The 24,010-nt window shown below is 60.9% G+C and carries 20 protein-coding genes; 4 read left to right on the top strand and 16 right to left on the bottom strand.

All coding sequences use genetic code 11. From position 1 onward, the window contains the following. Positions 1-134: 134 nt before the first annotated feature. From VR71_RS19385 to VR71_RS19365, 5 genes are all read right to left on the bottom strand, one after another. On the bottom strand, positions 135-1,487 hold the full coding sequence (locus VR71_RS19385; protein WP_045686244.1) for an FAD/NAD(P)-binding oxidoreductase: 1,353 nt from the start codon (positions 1,485-1,487) through the stop codon (positions 135-137). Next, on the bottom strand, positions 1,484-1,804 hold the full coding sequence (locus VR71_RS19380) for a (2Fe-2S)-binding protein (protein WP_045686243.1): 321 nt from the start codon (positions 1,802-1,804) through the stop codon (positions 1,484-1,486). Before VR71_RS19380 ends, VR71_RS19385 begins: the two co-directional genes overlap by 4 nt. After that, positions 1,801-3,789 carry a hydantoinase B/oxoprolinase family protein gene (locus tag VR71_RS19375; RefSeq protein WP_045686242.1) on the bottom strand — a complete coding sequence of 663 codons (1,989 nt, stop codon included), beginning with the start codon at positions 3,787-3,789 and terminating at the stop codon, positions 1,801-1,803. Before VR71_RS19375 ends, VR71_RS19380 begins: the two co-directional genes overlap by 4 nt. After that, positions 3,782-5,857 carry a hydantoinase/oxoprolinase family protein gene (locus VR71_RS19370; protein WP_045686241.1) on the bottom strand — a complete coding sequence of 692 codons (2,076 nt, stop codon included), beginning with the start codon at positions 5,855-5,857 and terminating at the stop codon, positions 3,782-3,784. Before VR71_RS19370 ends, VR71_RS19375 begins: the two co-directional genes overlap by 8 nt. Before the next feature lie 100 nt (positions 5,858-5,957). After that, a complete protein-coding gene (locus tag VR71_RS19365; protein ID WP_045686240.1) occupies positions 5,958-6,842 on the bottom strand; it encodes a LysR substrate-binding domain-containing protein in 885 nt (294 codons plus the stop codon). Between the two features lie 109 nt (positions 6,843-6,951). Here VR71_RS19365 and VR71_RS19360 point away from each other — a divergent pair, with 109 nt between their 5' ends. Next, the gene (locus VR71_RS19360; RefSeq protein ID WP_045686239.1) at positions 6,952-8,058 is read left to right on the top strand and encodes an FAD-binding oxidoreductase; all 1,107 of its coding nucleotides are present in this window, start codon (positions 6,952-6,954) and stop codon (positions 8,056-8,058) included. Between the two features lie 2 nt (positions 8,059-8,060). On the opposite strand, the gene VR71_RS19355 is transcribed toward VR71_RS19360, so the two are convergent. After that, positions 8,061-9,386 (bottom strand): FAD-binding oxidoreductase, encoded by a 1,326-nt coding sequence (locus VR71_RS19355; protein ID WP_045686238.1) that lies wholly within the window; start codon positions 9,384-9,386, stop codon positions 8,061-8,063. A 160-nt stretch (positions 9,387-9,546) separates the two neighbouring features. Here VR71_RS19355 and VR71_RS19350 point away from each other — a divergent pair, with 160 nt between their 5' ends. Continuing rightward, positions 9,547-10,041, top strand: coding sequence for an Lrp/AsnC family transcriptional regulator (locus VR71_RS19350; RefSeq protein ID WP_045686237.1), 495 nt, complete (start codon positions 9,547-9,549; stop codon positions 10,039-10,041). A gap of 9 nt (positions 10,042-10,050) precedes the next feature. On the opposite strand, the gene VR71_RS19345 is transcribed toward VR71_RS19350, so the two are convergent. From VR71_RS19345 to VR71_RS19310, 8 genes are all read right to left on the bottom strand, one after another. After that, complete coding sequence (locus VR71_RS19345; protein WP_045686267.1) at positions 10,051-11,718, bottom strand: ABC transporter ATP-binding protein; 1,668 nt, start codon at positions 11,716-11,718, stop codon at positions 10,051-10,053. Further along, positions 11,718-12,578, bottom strand: a complete 861-nt coding sequence (locus tag VR71_RS19340; RefSeq protein ID WP_045686236.1) for an ABC transporter permease — start codon at positions 12,576-12,578, stop codon at positions 11,718-11,720. Before VR71_RS19340 ends, VR71_RS19345 begins: the two co-directional genes overlap by 1 nt. Further along, positions 12,575-13,534 (bottom strand): ABC transporter permease, encoded by a 960-nt coding sequence (locus VR71_RS19335; protein WP_296430642.1) that lies wholly within the window; start codon positions 13,532-13,534, stop codon positions 12,575-12,577. Before VR71_RS19335 ends, VR71_RS19340 begins: the two co-directional genes overlap by 4 nt. A gap of 75 nt (positions 13,535-13,609) precedes the next feature. Continuing rightward, positions 13,610-15,223, bottom strand: coding sequence for an ABC transporter substrate-binding protein (locus VR71_RS19330; protein ID WP_045686234.1), 1,614 nt, complete (start codon positions 15,221-15,223; stop codon positions 13,610-13,612). A 68-nt stretch (positions 15,224-15,291) separates the two neighbouring features. Then, positions 15,292-16,023, bottom strand: a complete 732-nt coding sequence (locus tag VR71_RS19325) for an HAD-IA family hydrolase (protein ID WP_045686233.1) — start codon at positions 16,021-16,023, stop codon at positions 15,292-15,294. Positions 16,024-16,261: 238 nt separating this feature from the next. Continuing rightward, positions 16,262-17,173 (bottom strand): glyoxylate/hydroxypyruvate reductase A, encoded by a 912-nt coding sequence (locus tag VR71_RS19320; protein ID WP_045686232.1) that lies wholly within the window; start codon positions 17,171-17,173, stop codon positions 16,262-16,264. After that, positions 17,173-18,546, bottom strand: a complete 1,374-nt coding sequence (locus tag VR71_RS19315; RefSeq protein ID WP_045686231.1) for an aspartate aminotransferase family protein — start codon at positions 18,544-18,546, stop codon at positions 17,173-17,175. Before VR71_RS19315 ends, VR71_RS19320 begins: the two co-directional genes overlap by 1 nt. Positions 18,547-18,563: 17 nt before the next feature. Further along, complete coding sequence (locus VR71_RS19310) at positions 18,564-19,409, bottom strand: GNAT family N-acetyltransferase (protein ID WP_296430641.1); 846 nt, start codon at positions 19,407-19,409, stop codon at positions 18,564-18,566. 487 nt (positions 19,410-19,896) lie between these two features. Here VR71_RS19310 and VR71_RS19305 point away from each other — a divergent pair, with 487 nt between their 5' ends. Next, positions 19,897-20,562, top strand: coding sequence for a haloacid dehalogenase type II (locus VR71_RS19305; RefSeq protein WP_045686229.1), 666 nt, complete (start codon positions 19,897-19,899; stop codon positions 20,560-20,562). A 15-nt stretch (positions 20,563-20,577) separates the two neighbouring features. After that, entirely contained in the window at positions 20,578-21,867 is a 1,290-nt protein-coding gene (locus VR71_RS19300) for an FAD-binding oxidoreductase (RefSeq protein ID WP_045686228.1), read from the top strand. Positions 21,868-21,899: 32 nt separating this feature from the next. Here the strand turns inward: VR71_RS19300 and VR71_RS19295 are convergent, their stop codons facing one another. After that, a complete protein-coding gene (locus tag VR71_RS19295) occupies positions 21,900-22,868 on the bottom strand; it encodes an N-acetyltransferase (RefSeq protein WP_296430638.1) in 969 nt (322 codons plus the stop codon). 115 nt (positions 22,869-22,983) lie between these two features. Next, positions 22,984-23,937 carry a LysR family transcriptional regulator gene (locus tag VR71_RS19290; RefSeq protein ID WP_296430636.1) on the bottom strand — a complete coding sequence of 318 codons (954 nt, stop codon included), beginning with the start codon at positions 23,935-23,937 and terminating at the stop codon, positions 22,984-22,986. Between the last annotated feature and the right edge of the window lie 73 nt (positions 23,938-24,010).

Raw genomic sequence — 24,010 nt, 5'->3', positions numbered from 1 at the left:
ATCGGCAGGACAACGATCTGGCAATAATGGAGCGCCGAGGGCGCGACGTCCCAAGCGGGCACGTCAAAAATCAGGACTTTAAGTCGAAACGCTGTAGGTGGCCGGAGAACAGCGGACCTATGTGGCACTGACCCTCACCGCCCGAGAAACGCACTGACTGGCGCGGGCCTGGCCGGCGGCTGGCTGCGCAATCGTCCAACCTCGGACACCGGCATGGCCGCTTGGCCCGCGATCACTTCTGCCGCCGCCAATTGGCAATAGCGCCCCTGACAGCGCCCCATGCCAACCCGGCTCAGGGACTTGGCGCGGTTCGCCTCTGGTCCCGACAAGTCGACCGTCGCCCGCAATGCCCCGGCACTGATCCCCTCGCAACGACACAGCACGGTGTCATCCGGTAGCGCGCGCGCCATCTCCGCAGGCCAGGGAAAGGCACGTTGCAGGGATGCGGCAAACCGCGCCAACCGACGCAAGCGGCGCAGGTCTGGTGCCAGATCACTCGCCGGGCGTCCCATATCCCTCAAACAGGCCGTTGCCGCCACTCTCCCGGCACTCTCTGCCGCATCCGCCCCCAAGAGGCGCGCGCCATCTCCAGCGAGATAGACCGCCTCTGCCGCGCGCCCCATCTCGTCACTCTTCGGAAGCCATTGGGCATAGACCGCATTCCACTCGAACGAGACCCCCGCCAGATCCGCCAGATGGGTCTCGGCCCGCAGATGCCAGCCGAGCGCCACCGCGTCACAAGGGCTCGACCGCGCCTCTCCCCGCGCATTGCGCCAATGCAAGGCCACCGGACCGGTCGCATCCGTCTCGATCCGGTCAAGCCGCACCCCAGCATGATAGCGCCGCCCCAACCCCGCGCGCATCATCGCGCCGCGCAACGTCACCCAAGGCCGCGCAAGCGCCATGCCCAAGCCGCCCCGCAGCTGCGTACGTAGGGGCGCAGTATCCAGCACCGCCTCGACCCGGCCCCCGGCCTTGATCAATTGCACCGCGACAAGTGTCAGCAGCGGCCCCGATCCCGCCAGCACCATCCGACGCCCCAGCGCCACGCCCTGCGACTTGAGCGCAATCTGCGCCGCCCCAAGGGTATAGACCCCCGCCCCCTGCCAGCCCGGCAGCGGCATGACCCGGTCCATCGCCCCGGTCGCGAGGATCAGGCGGTCATAGGCAAACGTTATGGCGCCCTCTGGACCCAAGAGATAGGCCACCCCGTCTTGCAGGGCGATGACCGAGGTTTGACTGTGAAACCTCACGTGATCATCAGCCACCAAACGGTCAAACACCGCATGCACCGCCTCGGCCTTGTCGGCTTCTGCCCCATAGAGCGTTCGGGACGTACGCTCTGACCGCACAAACGTACGTCGATAGATCTGGCCACCGGCGCGCAGACCCTCATCAACCACCACCGGACGCAGCCCCGCCTGCACCAGAGTTTCTGCTGCCCGCACCCCCGCAGGCCCCGCACCAACGATCAAAACCCGGCTCATCGCGACCGCTCCAGATCGGGCCACCCCACTGGGGCCTTAGACGTTAGGCGCATTCCGTCAATGATTTCAGTGGTGCAGGCCCGCAAACGCGGTCCGCTCTCCTGCCAGATCCAGCAATCCTGACACGCCCCCATGAGGCAAAACCCGGCACGGTGCTCTGGCCCGCTGTCCGAAGGTCTGAGAGATTGCCCTGACATCAGGATCGCGGTTATGACCGTATCACCTTGTTTTGCAATCGTAATTTCCCCGTCAAAGTGGAACACCACCGACACCCGCCCCTCCTCGGCCAGCCGTAGAAACCGCCCCACACCGCTCATTCCGCCGCCTCTGCAACCTCTAAGGGACGCGGCAAGTCTGGAAACCGCAGACAGGTTTCGGAGAAGGCTTGCTCAACCCCCGCTCGCCCAACCCGCCCCTCTGTCATGCGTCGGAAGATTTCCGTCTTGGTGAAGAACCGCCAGTGAACCGGCAGACCCATCAGAATCCCGGTCAGCCGGTTATACGCCTCCGGCGTCCAGCGGCGTTCATACCTCTCTCGCTCGGGCCCAAAGTGGAATGGCCCATCATGACGCGGTAGTTTAGCACGCCGCCTCACCGTCGCATCCTCATCCACCCGCGCCCCGTCCATCACCACGCCGTAGTCATTATATGCAGCATTAACAGATACATAGCCGCAGGTGACATCCCGCGCCACGCGCCACGGTTCGCGCTCTTGCGGCGCACCGCGCCCGCCGCCACCGGCGGATCGGATCTGCAACACATCCCCCGGCTGCAACACCGCCGTATCGACATTGCCCAACCGCCGCTCGTCCGCCGCGCCCGGATTGACCACCATATCCGACAGGCCCGCCGCGCATCCCCCAAGAATACCCCAAGGGCGAAAGAACGATCGGTCCCGATTGCGCGCCGTGATCCGGGTGTCGGGGGCAAAGACCCGAAACGCCATCTCGGTCGCCAATCCACCCCGCCAACGTCCCGCCCCGCCGCTGTCCCGCGCCAGCCCATAGCGCAGAAATTCGACCGGCACTTCGGTTTCAGTGATCTCGATGGGGGTATTCTTGAGATAGGCCGCATCCGCCCCCGATCCGTTGGTGCCATCGCGATGCGGCATTCCCCCGCCGCCACCGACCACCGGATTGACTGCCGCAATGACCGTCTTCTGGCTGCGTTCATCACGGGTCATCACGTTGATTATACAGTTATTTCCGGCCGGTGCGGCTGGCATTCGCTCCGGTATCGCCTGCGCAAATGCCCCAAAAATCACCGACCGTAGCCGCGCACAGGTTAGGGACCGCATACCCACCGCCGCCGGGGCCACGGGGTTGAGAACCGTGCCTTCCGGTGCGATGCAGCTAAATGGCCGGGTCAAACCAGTGTTGAGCAGGATGCGCGGATTGAGCGTGTAGAGCACATAATAAACCCCCACCAACAGGATCGTATGCCGTGGATCGCCCCCCGAAGGCACGTTGAGCGACGAGCCCAATTGCGGGTCCGATCCGGTAAAATCCAGAACGGCGCTATCGCCCTTGATCCGCAGGCTCAGCTTAAGCCGACAAGGGTTGGCATGATCGCTGTCTTCATCGGCATAATCGGCAAAGATATACTCACCATCGGGAATCTCCGACAGGATTGCCCGCGCCTGCGCCTCGGCCTGATCCTTGAGCGCCGCCACACCATCGAGAAATCCTTGGCGGCCAAATCGGTCGATCATCGCGTGAACCTTGCGTTCCCCGGTGTTGAGCGCGCCGACCAAGGCCTTGATATCGCCAATATTTAACGAAGGTTTGCGGACGTTCGTCTCCATGATCCGCAGGATCATATCGTCAAATTTGCCCTCTCGCACCAGCTTCATCGGCGGGAAACGTATGCCTTCCTGATGGATCTCGGTCAGCGAGCGCGACAGCGAGGCAGGCACAGCCCCACCCATATCCGTGTTGTGGATATGCCCGCCCGTCCAGGCGACGATTTCGCCCTCGACAAAGACCGGCTTCCACAGATGCGTGTCGGGGGCATGGGTTGCAACATGACCGGAATAGGGATCGTTGGTAAAGGCCACATCGCCGGGACGGTAATCGCCCACCATGTCGATGACCCGACCATAGGTCAGCCCCGGATACCATGTCGCGCCCAGTTCCATCGGCACGGCAAAGGTATCGCCCTGCCGGTCCATCAGCATGACGGTAAAGTCCTGTGTTTCCTTGACAAAAGCCGAGTGTGCGGTGCGGTGCAGGGTATGGGCCATATTCTCGGCAGCGGCACGGGCGTGGTTGGCCAGCACCTGCAGGGTCATTCGGTCAAACATCGGTGCGCTCCGTCAGGCTGAGGTGAATATTCAGATGGTCGTCGACTCGGGCCTTGGTCCCGGCGGGGATGACAAAGGTGGTATCCTCCTGCGCCACAATGGCAGGGCCGTCGAATGTACCCCCTTTCGCAAGCGATGCTCGCTCGAAAAGCGGCACCGCGCGCCAGCAACCGTGAAACACCTGAACCTCTCGCGCAGGTGCAACCGTTTGACCAATGCCCGGCACTGTAGGGAACTCGGGCTTGGGGCCCGCCCCCACCGCCGACAGGCGCAGATTGACGATCTCGATCCGCGCGCCCGGATCCGCGAAATCATAGATGCGGTGGTGCGTGTCGTGAAACGCCTCGGCAATGCTCGCGGGTTCTGCCAGCCAGTCTGAGTCCAGCATCACCTCAATCTCATAGCTCTGACCTGTATAGCGCATATCCGCCGACAGGATTAGGTCAGCCGCGCCCCGATGCCCCTGCGAGACCAGCCATGCGCGCCCCTCTTGGCTGAGGTCCTGAAACACCTGTCTGAGCGCTCCTACAGTCTGTTCGTCCAACTCGGCAAAGACCGTGCGGATGAAATCGCCCCGCAGGTCCGCGACCAACCCGCCCAAAGCCGAGACGACACCTGGCCAACGAGGCGCCATGACGCGGGCCAACCCAAGCTCTTGTGCCAGAAACGCGCCCAGCATCGGGCCACCACCGCCGAAGGGCATCAGAACAAAATCCCGCAGATCAACACCTGCGCGCGAGGACAGCTTTTCCACTTCGACGAACATCTCGGACACGGCGATATCGAGAATGGCCTGGGCGGTTTCCTCGATCTGCCGCCCCAGTTTCAGGGCCAGATCGCCCACAACCGCTCGGGCGCGCCCCACATCCATCTGCAACTGTCCATAGGCCATGCCGGAATGACCCAGCCAGCCACAGACCACCATCGCATCCGTCACCGTGGGGGCGGTGCCGCCGCGCCCGTAACAGGCAGGGCCCGGCAAGGAACCGGCAGAGTCAGGCCCCACCCGCAGCACGCCCTGCGCGTCGACCGCGGCAATGGAACCGCCACCGATCCCTATAGAACTGACGGACACCGACGGGATATGCAGCGGAAATTCCCCGATCTTCTCGTCAGAGCCGAATTGCACCGCGCCATCGACGATTAGGGCGAAGTCCGCCGATGTGCCGCCGATGTCGAGGGTCAGGACATGCCGTTCTCCGGCCTGCCGCGCCAGCCATGCCGCCCCCATCACCCCTGAAGCGCTGCCGGAGAGCAGCATTGAGACACAATCGCGGCGGCCTTCGCTGGCCGTCATCACGCCGCCGTTCGACTTGGTAAGCAGGGCGCGCGCCGGAACATCTCTTAGCGTCAATCGCTCTTCAAGCGCGCCAAGGTAGCCTGCGACACGCGGATGCACATAGCCGTTGAGGATCGCCGTGGACGTCCGTTCATATTCACGGATGACGGGCCAGACCTCGCCTGAGGTGAAGACAAACAGATCCGACGCCCGTTTCTCGATCTCCGCCTTGATCGCCTGTTCCTGTGCTCCGTCCCGCCAACTGTGCAGCAGAGCGACGATGATCCCCACGGCCCCGACTGCCTGTGCGGCCTCAACCGCACGCGTGATTTCCGTGATATCCGGGGAGAAGGTCTCGGAACCGTCTGAACGCAAACGAGCGCCGATGCCAAAGATTCGGTCGCGCGGGATCAGCGGCTCTGGTCTATGGCAAAAAAGCGAATACATCTCGGGCATCCGCAAACGCGCCAGTTCGATCACATCCTCGAAGCCGACGTTGGTGATCAAAGCGAGCTTTGCACCCTTGCGCTGAATGATCGTATTGATACCCACGGTGGTGCCATGCACGAACCGGGTGATCGCGGCGGGGTCCAGCCCCTCGCGCTTGGCCAAGAGGTCGAGCCCGGTCAAAAGTTCGGCACCCGGATCATCGGGCGTTGTCAGCACTTTGAGTGATGCGATCCGTCCCGAGCGGGTCTCGAAGGCGCAGAAATCCATGAAGGTGCCGCCGATATCGACGCCGATCTTCCAATCTGCCTCGGCCGTCTGCGGGGGGCTCGTGCCATCCATGTTGGTCCTGCCTTTTTGCTGGGGTTATCCTTGGCCTCAATCGGACCAGAAAATCGCCCAGCGGTCCAAGACGCATGGCTGGCCCACGCATAAGCGCGGCTTATAGTATCTCCCGACAGACGCTGCGGATCTGCGCGCGCAACATATCTTCTGCTCGGGACAACACCGTTCCGCGCAGGGTCAAGAGCGAGAGCGGCAGACTAGGAGATCCCGCCAGTGGACGCACCATGATGCCCTCGAACTGCCCCCAAGGCAGCAACGCATCGACAACGGCCACCCCAAGCCCCGCCTGCACAAATCCGACCGCCGTGATGGACACGTCTATTTCCAACTCGGGCAGGAAACGCACCTGCGCCCGACGCGCGGCCTGATCCAACTCATCATAGGGGCGGGTGGCGCCCCGATAAGAGATCACCATTTCCGCCTCGAGATCGGCAAAAGTTATCTGGTCTTTCTCAGCCAGCGGATTGTCCCGACGCATAAGACAACAAAATCCGGTCGTCCCCATCGGTTCAACGTCAATGTCAGGCGGCAGATGATCGTCGAGCGCCAGCGCGAACGCAGTATCGCCCGCCCTGAGCATCGCAACCAACGCAGCAATCGGTGCCACGTTGGAGCGCAAGAGGATATCCGGATGGTGTGTCCGAAACCGCGCCATTACCGTGGGCAGGATCGCCATGGCCGGAGGGGCCGAGGCCCCGACCCGGACCAGCCCAGCCCGCCCCAGCCGCAAATCCTGCGTCTTGCGGCGCAAGCCTTCGAGACCGGCAAAGAGCCGCTCTGCCTCGGGATAGAGCTCGATCGCCTCCGGGGTTGGCCGCAGGCGGCCTTTCTCGCGGTCAAAGAGGCGAAACCCAAGCTCATCCTCGCAATGGAGCAATATCTGACTCAGCGCCGGTTGCGAGATGTGCAGCATCCGCGCCGCCTCTGTTACGGTTCCTGCCCGCATTACGGCAGTAAAGACTTCAAGCTGACGCGCGCGCATGGCACCTCCATAGGTTGGACTTATGGGCGCATTCCTTTCCCGTCTTTGACCGCGCGGCCTGAATTGGCGTCTTATAATCTCCACGGCGCGGATGGGACAGGAGAGCGGAATGGATGTGACCATTCTGGGTGGAGGCTTGATGGGATGCTCTGCCGCGTATTTCCTCGCGCGTCGCGGTATCCGCGCCCGTCTCATAGAACGCGGCCCAATTGGGGCCGGGGCGACAATCGCCTCGTTTGGCAATATCCGCAGGACCGGACGCTATCTGCCGCAACTGCCCCTTGCGCACAGATCGCTTGCCCTCTGGCGGGATGCGGAGCAGATGCTTGGACGCGATGTGGAGTTTCGTGCAACGGGCCATCTTCGGCTGATCTTTGACGCGGACGGACGCAGCGAGATGCGCCGCTATGCGGCGGATGCACGCCCTTGGGGGCTGGAGATCGAGGAGTTGGGCGCCACAGACCTCCAACGCCGTTATCCGGGCCTCGGGCAGGATGCCATCGGCGCATCGTTCTCGCCCGAGGATGGATCGGCCAACCCGCGCCTTGTCGCCCCTGCCTTTGCAGATGCCGCAGCACGACTTGGTGCAGAGGTCATGCCTCACACGCTCGTCGCTTCTGTGCACGCAACCGATGCGGGATTCGCCGTTCAGACCAGCCGGGGCATGTTTGAGAGCGCCATCTTGCTCAACTGTGCCGGGGCATGGGGGGCAGGCATCGCCGCGCAATTCAAAGAGCCGGTGCCGCTTGCGTCCTATGGGCCGCAGATGGGCGTAACCGAACCCCTGCCGCACCGTATCCTGCCGGTGGTCGGCATGTGGTCGGGCGGGCATGGCAGCTATCTGCGACAGGTCGAGCGCGGCAACATCGTCTTTGGCGGTGGGGTGCCGCGCGTGCCCGTCGCGCTCGACCCAGGTCATGCGTTTGTTAATCCGGGCGCATTGGCGGCGCAACTGCGCTCGGTGGTTCGCTTGCTGCCCGCACTCCGTGATGTGGCAATCATACGCCAATGGTCGGGCTGCGAGGGTTATGTCGACGACGGCTTGCCCGTCATTGGGCCCTCGGGCACCCAACCCGGCCTGTTTCATGCCTTTGGCTTTTGCGGTCATGGGTTTCAACTGGGACCGGGGGTCGGCGATGCTCTGGCAGAGCTGATCGCAACGGGGCGGTGCGAGACCCGGCTTGTCCCGTTCCATATCTCGCGTTTTGCCAGATGACCTCAGAATCCCGCCACCTTTCCCCATTGCGACGCATTAAAGCGCGCCAGCCGATATTGCGCGGTTTCCGTGATGGGCGCGCGCCCCAGCAGCAAATCGGCCACTAGATGCCCAACCCCCGGCCCGATGCCGAACCCATGGCCCGACAGGCCCGCTGCAAGCGTCAGCCCGCCTATGCCGATGTCCGCGTCAATCACAGGCACGCCGTCAGGGGTGCTGTCAATGTAACCCGCCCATGTCGCCTGCACCGGCACATCCTGCAAGGCGGGCAGCAAGGCGCGCGCTCGGCGCAGGGTTTCCCAGATCAGGCGCTCCGAAGGGCGCGGATCAAGAATACGCATCTCTTCCATTGGGGTTCGCCGATCCAGCGCCCATTTGCGCCGCGTCTCGAACCCGGCCTGCCACGCCTGCGGCCCACCGGGCGACAGGGCCCGCCATCGGCTGGCGAACATCGGCAAAAAGTGGCGCGCGCCAAGAATTGCCCCCGGTGTCGGATCAAGGTTCGCGCGCCCCGATATGGCCAATGTATGGCCGCCATCACCACGCCGGGTGACCGATACGGAAGAGGTATGCAATGCCGCCGGCAGGCCCTCTGCACCCGGAGCCACCGACAGGATCGAACTACGCACCGAAGCCTGAGGAAAACTGATTCCGGATTGATGCAGAAAACTTGCAGCCCAGGCGCCGCCGCTCAGCACGACATTCCTGGTCCGGATCACACCACGCTCTGTGATGACCGCCGAGACCGCGCCACCCGAAGTCTCGATGCCCCGCGCCGCACAGGATTGGAGCACGGTGCCGCCATGCCGCAGGACACCTTTGGCGATCAACGGCGCAGCACGCGAGGGATCGGCGGTGCCATCGGTGGGCGACCACACACCGCCGGCCCAAGGCTTACCCGTGGTGTGCCCCCGGCCGGTGGCCTCAGCTGCGGTCAACATGCGCGTATCCACGCCTTCGCCCTGTGCAAAGCGGCCCCATCTGGCCCAGCCGTCAATCTCTGCGGGATCATCCGAGAGATAGAGAAGCCCGCAGCGGCGAAACCCCAGATCCTCGCCAATGTCCTCAGCCATCTCTTCCCAAAGCCGCAGACTGACCGTGGACAGCGGCAATTCGCGCGCGTCGCGATTTTGCTGACGGCACCACCCCCAATTGCGGCTGGATTGTTCCGCCCCAACACGGCCCTTTTCCAGAAGAACGACGCTTTGCCCGGCGCGTGCCAGCCAATAGGCCGCGCTGACACCGACAATACCTGCGCCAATCACAACGCAATCGGCATGATCTGGCAGGGTTGTGCCGGTGCCGATCTGGATCAGGGGGGCGCGCATTGAATCCTCCAATTGTTTCCCAGAGCCTAAGCCAATGTGCTCAGATGCTTGTGCCGGATCACCAGGGCTTGGCGGCATTTCCTGTCGAATGTAGTTGACTTGATGATCCCGCTGGCTTTCACAGAAAGGAAACGGCCGTGCGACCTAAGAAGGTGACAGTATGACATCTGGCTACAAACTTGACCGGATCGACGTAAGGATCCTCGCCGAGTTGCAGCGCAACGGCAGGATCACGAATGTCGAGTTGGCCGATCTGGTGCATTTGTCCCCGTCACCCTGCCTGATCCGCGTCAAGAAACTGCAGCAGGCGGGATATATCACCGGCTACACCGCCAAGATCGACGTGGCCAAATTGGGTGAGACCCTGACGGTATTTACAGAGTTCACCCTCAAGAACCATCGCCAGATCGACTTTGCCCGCTTTCAAGAGGCGTTGGAGAAGATCGACAGTTGTGTTGAATGCCACCTCGTGTCGGGCGGCTATGATTATCTCGTGAAATTCGTGACCGCCAGCATCACCGATTATCAGGACATCATTGAGGCGCTGATTGATCGGGACGTGGGGATCGACAAGTATTTCAGCTTTGTCGTGATCAAGACGCCCTTTGTGAAAACCCAGATTCCCCTGACCCGTCTTTTTGCGGACAAGGTCTAAGATTGCACGTCACCGTTTGGCGAATTGAGCAACCAGTGCCGGGTCTTGCTCCAGCCCCGCGAGCCATCCGGTATCAAGTCGCGGCACCGACGAGATAAGCAGCCGCGAATAGGCATGGGTCGCCTGTTCGGACATATCGGCCGCGGGCAGTGCCTCGACGACCTCCCCCATCAGCATGACCAGAACATCGTCGCAAATCGCCTCGACCGTCGAAAGATCGTGGCTGATAAACAGATAGCTGAGGCCGAGACCCTGTTGCAATTCCTTGAGCAAATCGAGGATCGCTGCCGCGACCACGGTATCGAGCGCCGAAGTGATTTCGTCGCAAAGGATCAGCTCGGGTTCGGCGGCAAGCGCGCGGGCGAGATTAATCCGCTGCTTTTGCCCGCCTGACAATTCGCCCGGAAGGCGGTGACGCATCGTGGCGGGCAAATGCACCATGTCGAGCAGTTCGATCACCCGCGCTTCGCGGGCAGCCCCCTTCAGTCCGTGGTAAAAGGTCAGGGGGCGGCCCAGAATATTTCCTATGGAATGGGCCGGGTTGAGGGCTGTATCGGCCAATTGGAACACGATCTGGGCGCGGCGCAATTCGTCCTTGGAGCGGCCCTTGAGCGCGCCACGCATCTCTTGACCATCCAGCAGGATAGTCCCCTGATAGGGTGGCAAAATTCCCGCTATGGCGCGCGCGAGGGTCGATTTGCCGGACCCGGACTCGCCGATAACGCCCATATTGCGCCCGCGCTCCAGACGAAAATTGATGTTCTTGAGGATCTTGAACGTAGGCTCTCCGTTGTGAATAGCGCCATAACCCGCATGCAGATTGGTTACTTCTAGAATGGGCGGTTTGGCGGATACGCCCGTCTCTGCCGCAACGGACGCATGCGGCACCGGATCGAACGCGGCGACAAGCTGCTTGGTGTAGGCATGGGTGGGCGACCGCAGAATTTGATCTGTGCGGCCTTCCTCTTGTATCTCGCCACCGCGCAGCACAATCACTCGATCCGCGATTTGCGCCACGACCGCCAGATCATGGCTGACATAGACCCCGGCAATGCCGCCCGCTTGCATGACCGACTTGAAGGCGCGCAAAACCTCGATTTGCGTGGTCACATCGAGCGCGGTTGTTGGTTCATCGAAAATAACAAGACTTGGCCCCCCAATCAGCGCCATCGCCGCCGAGAGGCGCTGTAACTGCCCGCCCGACACCTGATGTGGGTAACGCTCGCCAATTGTCTCGGGCTCTGGCAGAGCAAGGGCGCGAAAGAGTTCAACGGCCTTGGCCTCGGCCGCGCTGCGCGGCATGAGCCTGTGAATGGCGTTGATCTCCGTCACCTGATCCATGATCCGCTTTGACGGGTTGAATGCCGCTGCCGCCGATTGTGGGATATAAGACACTTTGGTGCCCCGCAAGCGCGCGCGTCCTCGCTCGGTCATCGCGGTAACGGTGTCCTCCCCGAGGGTGATCGTGCCGCCGGTGATGTCGCAGCCGCTCCGCGTATGTCCCATCAGCGACAAAGCAATGGTTGTCTTGCCAGAACCGGATTCGCCAATCAGCGCGACGATCTCACCCGGTGCGACATCAAAGCTCACGTCCTTGATGATTTCCACCTTTCGGCCTGAATCCGTGGTGGCCCCGATCCGCAAATCCCGGACTGTTACAAGTGGCGCATCGGTCATCATTCCCTCCTGTCACGTATTTTGTTGGGGAGGTTGTCGATCAGCATGTTGACCGAGATGGTCAGTGAGGCGATGGCAATCGACGGAAAGATCACCGCCGGTGCCCCAAGGCTCAGACCTTCGATGTTCTCCCGCACCAATGCGCCCCAATCAGCATAAGGGGGCTGCACCCCGAGGCCGAGAAAAGACAGTCCGGACAGCACCAGCACGATAAAGACAAAGCGAAGGCCAAGATCTGCCAACACCGGGCCAAGAATATTAGGGAATATCTCGCGCAAGATCAGATATCCGGTCTGTTCGCCGCGTGCCCGAGCCACGGTGACAAAATCCATCGTGTTGACATTGACCGCCAATGCCCGCGCAAACCGGTAGGAACCGGGCATGTAAATCGCCGCGAGCGTCAGCACCAGAACCGGAATCGACGATCCGACCGCAGCCACGACCACCAGGCCAAACAGGAGCGACGGGATGCCGTTGAAAGCATCCAGTAACCGCGACAGGATCATGTCGAACCAGCCGCCCATGACAGCCGCGATCATCCCCATAAAGACGCCACCAGTACAGGCAAGCACTACGGCACAGAACGCAATGCCGACGGTATAGCGTGCGCCCATCAGAATCCGCGAGAATATGTCTCGGCCAAGATAATCCGTCCCCATCCAGTATTTGCCGCTGACGGGGCCGAAATAGTCCCAATCCACAATTTCTCCCGGCGGATAAGGCGCAAGCGCGGGGCCGATCAGAGCGACCAGCGCCCAGAAGAGGATGATCAAGAGGCCAATGCGTCCCACCCAGCCAAAGGTATAGCCGCGGGCATTTCGCTCAGGTTGCGATGCGGCGATCGGGTGTTCTCGCTTCATTGCCGCAACCTCGGATTTGACAGAATGGCAATCATGTCCGCCAAGGTGATCAAGCTCAGGTAGCTGACACAAAAGATCATGGCACAGGACTGAATAAGGGGCAGATCACGGGTCGAAACCGCATCCACCATTAGTTTCGCCACACCTGGATAGTTGAAAATAGTCTCGACGATGATGACCCCGCCCACCAGATAACTGAGCGACAGCGCCACCGCATTGGCAATCGGTCCAAGCGCATTGGGCAAGGCATGACGCAGCACCATGCGGGATCGTGACGCCCCCTTGAGCAGCGCCATCTCGACATAGGGCGTGTTGATCGTGTCAATGACCGCAGCGCGGGTCATGCGGATCATCTGCGCTGACACGACAAAGGACAAGGTAATCACCGGCATGGCATAGGCCTTGAGCATCGCCGAGAGCGAGTCGACATTGGCGCCAAAGCTGAGCGCAGGAAGCCATCCCAACCAAACCGAGAAGATCAGAACCGCCAGTGTCGCCACCATGAACTCGGGGACAGAAATCACCGAAATCGTCATCACCGACACAACGCGATCAAAGAGCGAACCCCGCCACATCGCCGCACCAATCCCGAGGCAGAGCGCAATCGGCACGGAAACGGCGGTCGTCACAGCGGCCAGCCGCAGGGAATTCACCAGCCGCCCGCCAACCAGTTCGGCCACCTCGATATTGTTCACGTAAGAGATGCCCATGTCCCCCCGCGCCAGCCCGATCAGCCAGTCGAGAAACCGGGAAACCGCTGGCTCATCCAGCCCCATTGCAGAGCGCAACCCCGCCACTGCCTCGGGGGTGGCGGCCTGACCCAAGAGGATCTCAGCGACGTCTCCAGGCAAAAGTTCAGTCGCAAAGAACACTGCAAACGACACGATGATCAGTGTCAGCACCGCAATGCCAAGCCGCTGAAGGACCAAGACCCATGGCAAGTTTGATAGTCGCAATCCGCACCTCATTGATGGATGTGGTCAGCCACAGCCCCGCCCCTTTTGGGGGCGGGGCCAGTCCTTGTCTTGGGATCAGGCGTCGAGCCAGACATATTCGGCAAAGGCATAGCCCATCATGCCGCCCAGCGGGTTTGCTTTCAATCCGCCCAACTTGGTCGACAGGGCATCGACGTTCGAGATATAGGCTGGGATGATCGTGCCTGCCTCATTGGCGATCATTTCCTGCATCTCCCAGTAGATAGCCGTGCGTTTTTCTTCATCCAGCGCGCCGCGCGCCTCAACCATCATGGTGTCGAACTTCTCGGATTTATACTGGCTCTCGTTCCAGGGTGCGTCCGAGGAATAGAGCAGCGAGAACAGGATGTCTGGCGTCGGGCGGGGGTTGATGTTGCCGAAATGTACCGGTGCCTTGAGCCAGTAGTTCGACCAGTATCCGTCCGACGGCACCCGATCAACCGTCAGGTTCATGCCGATCTCTGCCCCAGCCTGTTGCACAACCGTTGCCATATCGACCGAAGACGAGGCCGCATCAGAGGCGACAATCGGGATTTCCACACCTAGGAGACCCGCCTTTTCAAAATGGAACTTGGCCTTTTCCGGGTCAAAATCGCGCGGCTTGAGATTCGGGTTATGATAGCGGTTGGCAGAGGAAACCGGCTGATCATTGCCGATCTGTGCCAGACCGCGCAACACCGATTTCTGGATCATTTCCCGGTTGATGAGATGTTTCATCCCCTCGATAAAATCGAGTTTGGCACCCGGTTCAGTATCAAGGCGAATATTAAGATTGGTGTAGTTGCCGGAGGTGCTGATCGAGGTCTGCACGCCCTCTTGTCCTTCCAGCATTCGCATGGAGCGCGGGTTGACGGCTGCGGCAAGGTGGATATCCCCCGACAAAAGCGCATTCACCCGCGCGTTGTTGTCGGGAATGGCGAAGAACTCGAAACTGTCGAGATAGGCGCCTTGCGACTTGAAGTAATTGGGGTTTTTCACACCGACTGATCGCACGCCCGGCTCAAACACTTCGCTGACAAAGGCCCCTGTGCCATTCGCAGTGCTGAAATCGGTGGTGCCATCAGCGACGATCATGAAGTGATGCAGCGACAGGATGGTCGGCAGGTCGGCATTGGGGGCCGAGAGCACGATCTTGACCGTCAGATCATCCAGCTTGGAAATCTCGATCATTTGTTTGGCGATCGAGTTGGCCTTGGAACCTACGGCCTCATCCAGATGGCGCTTCATGGAATAGACGACATCATCTGCGCTCAGCGCCTTGCCATCATGGAAGGTGACGCCGGACTTGAGCTTGATCTCCCAAGTCTGCGCATCATCGGTCACGAACTCGTCCGCCAGTTCCATCTGTGCCGCGCCGGCCTCATCGAGAAAGGTCAGGCGATTGTAATAGGCGCAGCAGCGAACATAATCGGTCGAGAGCGAGGCCTTGGCCGGATCAAGCGTATCGGCGGTTGAAGAGGACCAACCCGCCGCTTTGAGGGTCCCGCCGCTTACCGGGGTGGCGGCAAAAGCCTGAGAGGCGCGCAGCAGCAATGAGCTGCCTGCCACCATACCAACGCCCGAGGCCATCAGCATCCGCAAGAGATCGCGGCGCGTCGCACCCCGACGGATCATATGTTCAACCATCGCGTCATCGCGATGGGTCCAGTTGGTTGTGCTGTTCTTTGTCATGTCACAGTTCCCTGTTGAAGGTTGATGAACCTGCGCAGTCTTGTGTGCCGCGTCAGGTCCGCTCGGGTTCACACATCAAAGGCTTTGTCTGTCGCCTCGGCCAATTCGATCAATGCGTGAAAATGGTAATCCGGTTCAGTGTATTCCTTGGGCTCGATGGTGCCGCCATAGCCCGCTTGCCCATGGCGGCGCTGAATCCAGACATTCGTCATGCCCAATTTGCGTGAAATGCCGATGTCGTGATGCTGGCTCTGCGCGGTGTGCAGAATGCGATCTTTGCTGCCGCCGGTCTGCTCGACGACGGCAAAGACGTGATGGAAATAGGCGGGGTCGGGCTTTTCCGTGCCAGTGTCATCGGTGGTGAACCCTGCCCAGAAAGGATGTCCCAGCTTGGCCTCGTATTTCTCGAACGCCCAACGCTGCGCATTTGTCATGGCAATCAGTTTGTAATGCCGCCCCAGCCGTTTCAGCGCCTCGACACTATCCGCAAAGGGCTTTGCCTCGCCGACTGCGTCAATCATCGCCTGGCGGTATTCTGACGTATCCGGCAGGCCGAAGATTGCGGCTATGCGGGCGTAACACCGGCCCAGATCATCGGGAAAGAGACCGGCATTCGCCTCGTAGCGCGCATCCCGATAGACCGCGAGAACCGCTTCGGCGTCCAAGTCGACGCCCTCAGCTTCAGCAATCATGGTCAGCGCATCTGTGATCGCGGCCTCAAAATCAATCAGCGTGCCAACCACATCAAAGGTCATATAGTCGAACCCGGTCAGCGGTTTCACATCTGTCTCGACTGCCATGTCAATACTCCCTTCCCGAATCCTGCCCGTGACGAACCGGCCAACCTGCCGCGTAGATCCACGCATCCGAATATTTGTCTCAAGGCCTCATGCAGATTGTGCATCGTTTTCGACTATGTCTTGTCTTCAGCATCTCCCCAAAATCCCTTGACGAAATGCCGAAACTGGCGGAGGTGGCGGCAGATTCTTCTATTTTAAGCCGTTGCGCCGCATAACACGTCGCGCAAAGCGTCCGACCTCAATACCCCCGCCGAGGATCGACCAAGCCGGGAAGTGCAAGGCCATCGCGTGTGGCGCGGATCACAGCCAACGCATGCTCTGCCCCTTCGGCATGATCGGTTTCCGATGCGACATGCGGTGTCACGATCACGCGGGGATCGGCCCAGACCCAGTGATCTTGCGGAAGCGGCTCGGGGTCTGTGACATCCAGCATCGCCGCTGAAATCTGCCCTGCGTCCAGCGCGTGCCTAAGCGCGGTCATATCCAACTGAGCACCGCGCCCGGCATGGGCCAGCATCGCTCCGCGCGGCAGACGCGCCAGAAATTCGGTGTCCATCAGGCCCTGCGTCTCGGGCGTGAGCGGCAAGAGGCAGATCAAGAGATCCGTGCGCCCGAGGAACGCGCCAAGATCAGCGCCACCAAAGACCTCGATCCCCTCGACCGGGGCGCCAGAGCGGCTCCAGCCTGCGACTTGGAACCCAAGATCAGCCAATGTCCGCGCCGCCAGTTTTCCGATCCGCCCGAGCCCCATGACGCCGACGCGGGTGGCACTTGTCTTGCGGGTCATATGTACACGCCAGTCGCCGCAAGCCGCCTGTTTCAAATAGGTGGGCATGTCCCGGTGCAACATGAGGGCCGCCATCACGACCCAATCGCGCACCATCTCTTCGATGCCCGTGGCGACAGTGCGTGACAATTGAACACCCTCGGGCAAGGCGGGCATCTGATCCACCCCGGCACCGCTGCTGATCAGAATCTTGAGGTTCGGATAGCGCGAAATATCCTTGGGCGGTTGCCAACACAGGATATGGGTGATTGCGGTTGGATCGCTGACCGCTGCCTCGCCAATCACCATCTCTTCGCCAGCCGCCTCGAAAATCGGTGCCCAGACCGCAGCCCGCTCAGGCAAGGAGAGAAACAAAAGCGCCATCAACGCAACGCTTCGCGTACATCGGGGTCATCGAGCGTCTGGTCGAGTACCGCATGGGTGCGCTCGACGATGGCGTCGATTTCTGACGCTGTGCAACACAGCGGCGGCGCGTATCCGAAAATGCCTTGCGCAAAGCTCCGAACAATCAGTCCGTTGTCCCAAGCCCGGTCAAACAGCCGCGTGGCGGGCTGGACCGACGCGGGCAACGGGGTTTTCAGTTTTTTGTCTGTAACCAATTCGATTGCCGCCAGCATGCCACGCCCGCGCACATCGCCGACCAGCGGATGATCTTGCAGCGTGCCCAGGCCTTGCAAAAGTCGCGCGCCCATTTTGCGGCCATTCTCCAACAGACCACCATCATAGAGCGCCAGAACCTCCAGCGCGACCGCCGCCGAGACTGGATGTGCCGAATACGTGAACCCATGGCCAATCGCCTTGGACCCGGCCCCATCAGCTATCGTCTCATAAACATGATCAGACATCAGAACCGCCCCCATCGGCACATAGCCCGAGGTCAATCCCTTGGCGGTGGTCATGAGATCCGGCACGATTCCTTCATCCTCGCAAGCAAAGAGCGGTCCGGTACGGCCAAAAGCGGTGATGACCTCATCTGCGACAAAGAGAATGCCATATTCCGCACAGACCGCGCGCATCGCCTTGATCCATCCCTTGGGGGGCACCAGAACGCCGCCCGAGCCTTGGATCGGCTCGACATAAAAGGCAGCAACCCGGTCTTTGCCGATCTCCGCCACCTTTGCACGCAACTCTGCCACAGAGGCATCAATAATCGCCTGCGGATCCGACCCAACCGGGTTGCGATAGACATAATGCGACGAAATCTTGTGCTGCCATGAAAACGGCAGGCCAAATCCGTCGTGAAACACCGGCAGAGCCGTCAGCCCCGCCCCCTGCGAGCTTGATCCGTGATAGCCTTGCTCGACCGAAATGAACTGGTCGCGGTCGGGCTGACCCAAGCTGTGCCAATAGTACCGGATGAACCGGATCGTGCTATCGACTGCATCCGAGCCACCCAGCGTGAAGTAGACATGGTTCAGGTCTCCCGGCGCTCGGTCCGCCAAGGCAGCCGCCAACCGGATCGGGGCCTCAGTCCCGAGATCGAAATAGCCCGTAGCATAGGGCAATTGGCGCATCTGCGCAGCGGCGGCGGCAACGATGCTCTCTTGCCCGTAACCTGCATTCACACACCAAAGCCCGGCGAAGCCGTCGATCAGGTCGCGCCCCTCGCCATCCGTCACGATCGCACCCTTGCCCGATTTCAACAGGCGCACGCCTCGCGCCTCATGTCCCCGAAAGGACGATACCGGATGGATCAAGTGCTGGCGATCCAGCTCTGCAATCGAATTGGTCAGCATTTTGCTCTCCGTTAAGCTCAGCCAAGTGCTTGCGAGACGAGGCCATAAGTTGTGAAGTCTCTTTGATTTTGCGTTCGTGCCGAACAAACCATTGCGGTTCCGCCACCCACATGGGTCAGTCCCAGATCCTCAACAAAGCCTGATAGGCCGACCACCTCGGGCAGATCAATCCGCAGAAACGTTCCCGCACAGCGCGTGGCGGCCTCAGCGATCAGCGCTCGCGCACCCGCCGCATCCCGCGCCACCACCGGGCCCAGCACGCGACCCCGCCCGAAGTCACGCAAGAGCGCAAAGCCGCCTTCGGTCCTCAATATCTGCGCCCGCTCAATGATCTGGGCGATCAAGGCCGCGCGCGACATGCCTGAGGCCTCCATGTCCATGGCGGCCAATGCGGCACAGTCTTCCGCGCGCCCGTCTGACACTGACTGACATGGTGCGGCAGCTCTCGCTGTGCCCTGATGCTGCACAATTCGTCCCGTCGCGACGAAACCGAGCTTGGTATAGAGCGGCAGGCCCTCGACTGTCGCCACCAGTCGTAATTCCCGCGCTCCAGCGCAGGCAATAATCCACGCCATCAACCGCGCGCCGAGCCCCCGGCCCCGCATGCGGGCATCAACGATGATCATGTTGAGCGCGGCCACATCGCCAAAATTGGTGCAGAGCGCGGTGCCCATGACCTCGTCACCAACCAACGCGACGACCCCCTCGGACACTGCCAGATTGAGGGCCCAATCTTCGGCGCGGTGTGGCCAGCCGGCCTCTGCCGACAGGCGCAACGCTCCGGGCAAGTATTCTTTTGCAAAGGGCACAAGCTCGAGTGCCTGCATCGCGTGATCCGGAATTGAAGGTGTCGTCACTGTCATCGTCTAAGGTCCGTCATTGTTCGCCTCAGCCTAGGCGCGTGAGCACAGCATATATGCCCTAAACCGCGCCTTGGGCGGCAATATGCTCTGCAAGGCGTGGGTAAGCCCGCATGATCTGCGGTGTTCAGCGCACCAGTCGGGCTCGGTTGCCGAGACAACATCGGCATGGCCCGAGAGGTTTTAGCCCGACCTGGTAGCGTCGCCGATGGTGGCACAACCGATCAATCGGTCGAGCATCTTTACGGGGTTATATATGGATTCTGTCACTCGAGTGCCTTCAGAGCTAGGAAGACTGCCCATGGCAGCCACCAACCCAGCCTGCCTGAGGAGGCACCGCAATCCGAACCAATCTTGGGTGTAGAGCGGCAGAGCATGCCGAACGTCGGCGCGGATACGACATTTCCTGCTCTGAAACCGGAAAACGCGGCAAGCTCTGTTGCCGGAACCGGTCAAGGATAAACGGGACACTCAGACACCGGAGACCGCAATGACCTTTCGCCCCAAATTCATCACCTTTGATTGCCACGGCACCATGATTTACTACGACATGGCCGGGGCGTCGCGACACCATTTCGCGGATCACCTGTCACCGGAAAAGATGCAGAGCTTCATCGCGGATTTCTCTGCCTATCGGCTCGATGAGGTGCTGGGAGCGTGGAAACCCTATGCCGAGGTTGTACATAATTCCCTTGAACGCACCTGCAGGCGTCATGGCATCGCCTTTGACCCGGCGATTGCCGAGGAGATTTATCTTCGCGTGCCGACATGGGGGCCTAACGCCGATGTGCCCGCCGGATTGGCCAAGGTCGCCACAGAAATTCCGTTGGTGGCACTGACCAATGCGATGAATGATCAAATTCCGCACAATATCGCGAAACTTGGTGCCCCTATTGCACATGTCTTCACCGCTGAGAGCGCCGGGGCTTACAAACCGCAGATGCGTGCCTTCGAGTACATGCTGGATCAGCTCAATTGCGGGCCGGAGGATATTCTGCATGTCTCTTCCAGCTTTCGCTACGATCTGATGACCGCGCATGACATGGGCATCAAGCACAAGGTATGGGTCAATCGCGGTCATGAGCCGGCGAACCCTTTTTATGGCTATACCGAGATTCCCGATATCTCGGGTCTGGCCGCCGTTGTGGGCCTTTGAGGTCAGGAGACCAGAATGAAATACCTCTCGTATTGGCATGACAGCGCGCCCCCCTTTGCCCAAGGCCAGGCCGGGCCAGTTGAGGGAAAGTTCGATGTGGCCGTGATCGGCGGCGGCTTTACCGGTCTCAACGCGGCACGCAAACTTGCCCGCGAAGGCGTGCAGGTTGCCCTTCTTGAGGCCACACATATCGGTGCAGGCGGATCGGGTCGCAACGGCGGCCATCTCAACAACGGCATCGCCCATGGCTATGCCGACGCCAAGGCGCATCTTGGGGCAGAGCGCGCGCACCGCCTCTACAAAGCCTATGACCGATCCATCGACATGATCGAGGATTTGATTGCGGAAGAGGGCATATCCTGCGACTTTCGCCGCTCTGGCAAGTTGAAACTGGCCTCCAAACACTCGCATGTGGCGGCGCTGCAGGCCAATTTTGAACTGATCCATAACGAGGTGGACTCTGATACCCGCTGGCTTGACCGCGACCAGCTCGGTTCCGAAATCCAGCCCGAGGCGTTTCACGGCGGCATGCTGTACGGCAAATCCGCAATGATGCACATGGGTCGCTATGTCAGCGGTCTGGCCGAAGCCGCGCATCGACATGGCGCGCGGATTTGGGAGAACGCCCCTGTGACGGCCCGTACACGCGCGGGCAGCGGATGGAACATCACGACCCCCCAAGGCACATTGCGGGCGGAGCGGGTGATCGTTGCCACCGGTGCCTATTCCGGCGCAGTGCGCGGCGCCCCGCTCGCCTTCTTCCGGCGCCGGATCATTTCGGTGGGCTCATTTATCATCGCAACGCGGCCATTGACCGGGGCAGAGGTCGCCGCCACCCTGCCCGGCAACCGCACCTATGTGACCTCCCTCAATATTGGCAATTATTTCCGCCTCTCGCCGGACAATCGCCTGATCTTTGGAGGAAGGGCAAGGTTTTCAGCGGTGTCTGACCAACGCTCCGACGCCAAATCTGGGGCGATCTTGCGGGCCGGACTAGCCGCGCTGTTTCCAAACCTCAAAGACGTCGAGATCGAGTATTGCTGGGGCGGTCTCGTGGGTATGACCAAGGACCGCTTTCCGCGCGCGGGCGAGGCGGATGGGATGCTCTACGGCATGGGATTTTCGGGCCACGGCGCACAAATGTCGACACTGATCGGGCAGGCGCTTGCCGATATGGCGTTGGGACGCGAAGACACCAACCCGCTGGCCGGTCTCGATTGGCCAGCCATCCCGCTGCACAACGGCCAGCCCTGGTTCCTGCCTCTGGTCGGCCAATGGTTTGCGCTCAAGGACCGCCTGTCTTGACGCAAACCGCTCTCTGAAGCCGTTTGGCCGCCCTAACCCAGAGAATGCGATGCAAGACCGTAGGTCAACGCTCCGGACTCAGAGCGCCGCGAGGGCCCGATCCGCATCTCCGTCACCGTGTCATGCACACCCATGCCCGCCGCCGCTAGAAATGCCTTGAAATACTCACTCTGCTGCGGCGTATCCAAGCGCGTAAAGATGCCCTCACAGCGTTGGATCAGCGGGGCCACCAGTTGCATCGCCATCGCGTCATCCTCTGCGACAACCGGACCGATGACCACGCCCTTGCCGAATTTGCGCATCAGCGCATAGCCCAGCACCTCACCAGCACGCTCCACCACAAGACCCGAGGAAACCTGCACCAAACTATTCAGAATTCTGTCACGGTCCGCGCCATAGGCATGAGCGTCAAGGGCCTTGATCGGCGCCAGATCATCCGCTTCAATCTCTCGCAGCACAAGTCCGGGCAACGACTCCGGCAGGTGGAATGACCGCACGACACCTTGCTGCTGCCAGATTGTGGTCACAGGGGTAAACCCCGCCATTTCATAGAGTCGATACCCGGACCGCGTCGCGCTCAGCCGCAAATCCCGCCCCTCGCAATCGCGCATGATCCGCCGCAACAGGCGCTGACCGGCCCCTAGGGCCTGCAACCGTGGCGTCGTGACCATCATTCCAAACATGGCGAAATCGCCCCCCATGTCGAAATACATGGCGGAACCCAAAGGGCGCCCAATCTCATCCAACGCCAGATAGCCTTGTCCGAGCGATAGAAACAGATCAAGATCATCAGCCCGGTGCGGCCAGAATACACTGACCGTCAGTTCATGCAGTTTCTGGCGTTTGTTGACATCAATTGGCTCAATTGTCGCCTCGTAGGCATCCAGCTTCAGACGAATGTCATCTATGGGCGACATCCGCGCCATGAACGCAGCGCGGCGCGCCTGCGCCTTTGACTCGATTTGTGCCTCAATACTGTTTGGGGCCGGGGTCTGCGTCATGGGGCTGCCTTCGCCTTGCATTCAGCACCTTTCTGTTTCAATCCGCCAGATGCGTTCAAGGATGCGCCTCTCCCGCAATTTCGCTTTGCCCACACTATCGCGCGATTTCCGCAAATTATTCTACCGTATAAGAAAGCCCACCAACAGTTTGTGTCGCAGATCGGTCCATCACGTGATCTGGGACCAGCCCGTCACGTCCAAGAGCGGCAAGATCCTCGGCCATATGCGCACAGAGCCAGTTTGCGATCTCGCGCACAACAGGCCGCTCTGGTCCCGCACGTGTCGAGACCAGCATGATGCAGCGTCCGGTGTTGATCGCCGCGCCCTGCCAGGCAGGCACCAGACGCCCGGCGCGCAACGCACCCGCGACAACATTCACCCAGCCCAGCGCAATACCGGTGCCATCCACCGCCGCCTGCAAGATCGCCGCATAGTCGGAGAACGCATACCATGTTCCCGGTTGGTCTGCACCTCGAACACTCGGGCCCAACATCGGCTCCCAAATCACGCGGGGATGATCCGAGAGGTGCAAGAACGCATGTCCCGCCCCGTCGGCGCCCATCGGCAATGTTCCATGCTGCGCCAGATAGGCCGGGCTGCAGACCGGGACGATCACCTCGGGCGCCAGAACCGCATCGTTTGCGGTTTCATCACGGATGCAGCTCACAAGGTCCACGTCCTCGGGCAGCCCGACACGCGTGCCCGGCAGCAACTCAAACCGCAGCGCTACATCAGGAAAACTCGCGACGAACTCTGCAAACCGTGGCCCAAGCCAGTTCGTGACAAACGCGTTGGAGAGCGACAGCACCACTTCGCGGTCGGCCCTGTCCTGCTGGCCCTGCAACTGGGTTATGACCTCGGACATCCGTCCGAACCCGCCGCTTACGGCCAAAAAGAGGGCTTTTCCCGCCTCGGTCAGCGCCGCCCCCTTGGCCCCCCTGATAAAGAGTGCTTGTCCAATATCCGCCTCCAATTGCGCGATATTGCGGCTGGCGGAGGGTTGCGAGATGTTGAACGCCTGCGCCGCCTTGCTGAAACTGCTCAGCCGCGCGGCGGCTTCAAAAACCAACAACGACTTTGGAGAGGATACGAGGCGATGCAGGTTTGTCATACGCTGAGCGTATAAGTGACACGTTTTTTTT

The organism is Roseovarius sp. BRH_c41, from assembly GCF_000961715.1.
Taxonomy (GTDB): Bacteria; Pseudomonadota; Alphaproteobacteria; order Rhodobacterales; family Rhodobacteraceae; genus Roseovarius.
This window is presented reverse-complemented; position numbering and strand designations above follow the sequence as displayed.

What these genes read in the sequence shown, in the direction of transcription:
- VR71_RS19385 (WP_045686244.1), bottom strand. Translation starts at nt 1,487, where the DNA reads ATGAGCCGGGTTTTGATCGTTGGTGCGGGGCCTGCGGGGGTGCGGGCA.
- VR71_RS19380 (WP_045686243.1), bottom strand. Translation starts at nt 1,804, where the DNA reads ATGAGCGGTGTGGGGCGGTTTCTACGGCTGGCCGAGGAGGGGCGGGTG.
- VR71_RS19375 (WP_045686242.1), bottom strand. Translation starts at nt 3,789, where the DNA reads ATGTTTGACCGAATGACCCTGCAGGTGCTGGCCAACCACGCCCGTGCC.
- VR71_RS19370 (WP_045686241.1), bottom strand. Translation starts at nt 5,857, where the DNA reads ATGGATGGCACGAGCCCCCCGCAGACGGCCGAGGCAGATTGGAAGATC.
- VR71_RS19365 (WP_045686240.1), bottom strand. Translation starts at nt 6,842, where the DNA reads ATGCGCGCGCGTCAGCTTGAAGTCTTTACTGCCGTAATGCGGGCAGGA.
- VR71_RS19360 (WP_045686239.1), top strand. Translation starts at nt 6,952, where the DNA reads ATGGATGTGACCATTCTGGGTGGAGGCTTGATGGGATGCTCTGCCGCG.
- VR71_RS19355 (WP_045686238.1), bottom strand. Translation starts at nt 9,386, where the DNA reads ATGCGCGCCCCCCTGATCCAGATCGGCACCGGCACAACCCTGCCAGAT.
- VR71_RS19350 (WP_045686237.1), top strand. Translation starts at nt 9,547, where the DNA reads ATGACATCTGGCTACAAACTTGACCGGATCGACGTAAGGATCCTCGCC.
- VR71_RS19345 (WP_045686267.1), bottom strand. Translation starts at nt 11,718, where the DNA reads ATGACCGATGCGCCACTTGTAACAGTCCGGGATTTGCGGATCGGGGCC.
- VR71_RS19340 (WP_045686236.1), bottom strand. Translation starts at nt 12,578, where the DNA reads ATGAAGCGAGAACACCCGATCGCCGCATCGCAACCTGAGCGAAATGCC.
- VR71_RS19330 (WP_045686234.1), bottom strand. Translation starts at nt 15,223, where the DNA reads ATGACAAAGAACAGCACAACCAACTGGACCCATCGCGATGACGCGATG.
- VR71_RS19325 (WP_045686233.1), bottom strand. Translation starts at nt 16,023, where the DNA reads ATGGCAGTCGAGACAGATGTGAAACCGCTGACCGGGTTCGACTATATG.
- VR71_RS19320 (WP_045686232.1), bottom strand. Translation starts at nt 17,173, where the DNA reads ATGGCGCTTTTGTTTCTCTCCTTGCCTGAGCGGGCTGCGGTCTGGGCA.
- VR71_RS19315 (WP_045686231.1), bottom strand. Translation starts at nt 18,546, where the DNA reads ATGCTGACCAATTCGATTGCAGAGCTGGATCGCCAGCACTTGATCCAT.
- VR71_RS19310 (WP_296430641.1), bottom strand. Translation starts at nt 19,409, where the DNA reads ATGACAGTGACGACACCTTCAATTCCGGATCACGCGATGCAGGCACTC.
- VR71_RS19305 (WP_045686229.1), top strand. Translation starts at nt 19,897, where the DNA reads ATGACCTTTCGCCCCAAATTCATCACCTTTGATTGCCACGGCACCATG.
- VR71_RS19300 (WP_045686228.1), top strand. Translation starts at nt 20,578, where the DNA reads ATGAAATACCTCTCGTATTGGCATGACAGCGCGCCCCCCTTTGCCCAA.
- VR71_RS19295 (WP_296430638.1), bottom strand. Translation starts at nt 22,868, where the DNA reads ATGACGCAGACCCCGGCCCCAAACAGTATTGAGGCACAAATCGAGTCA.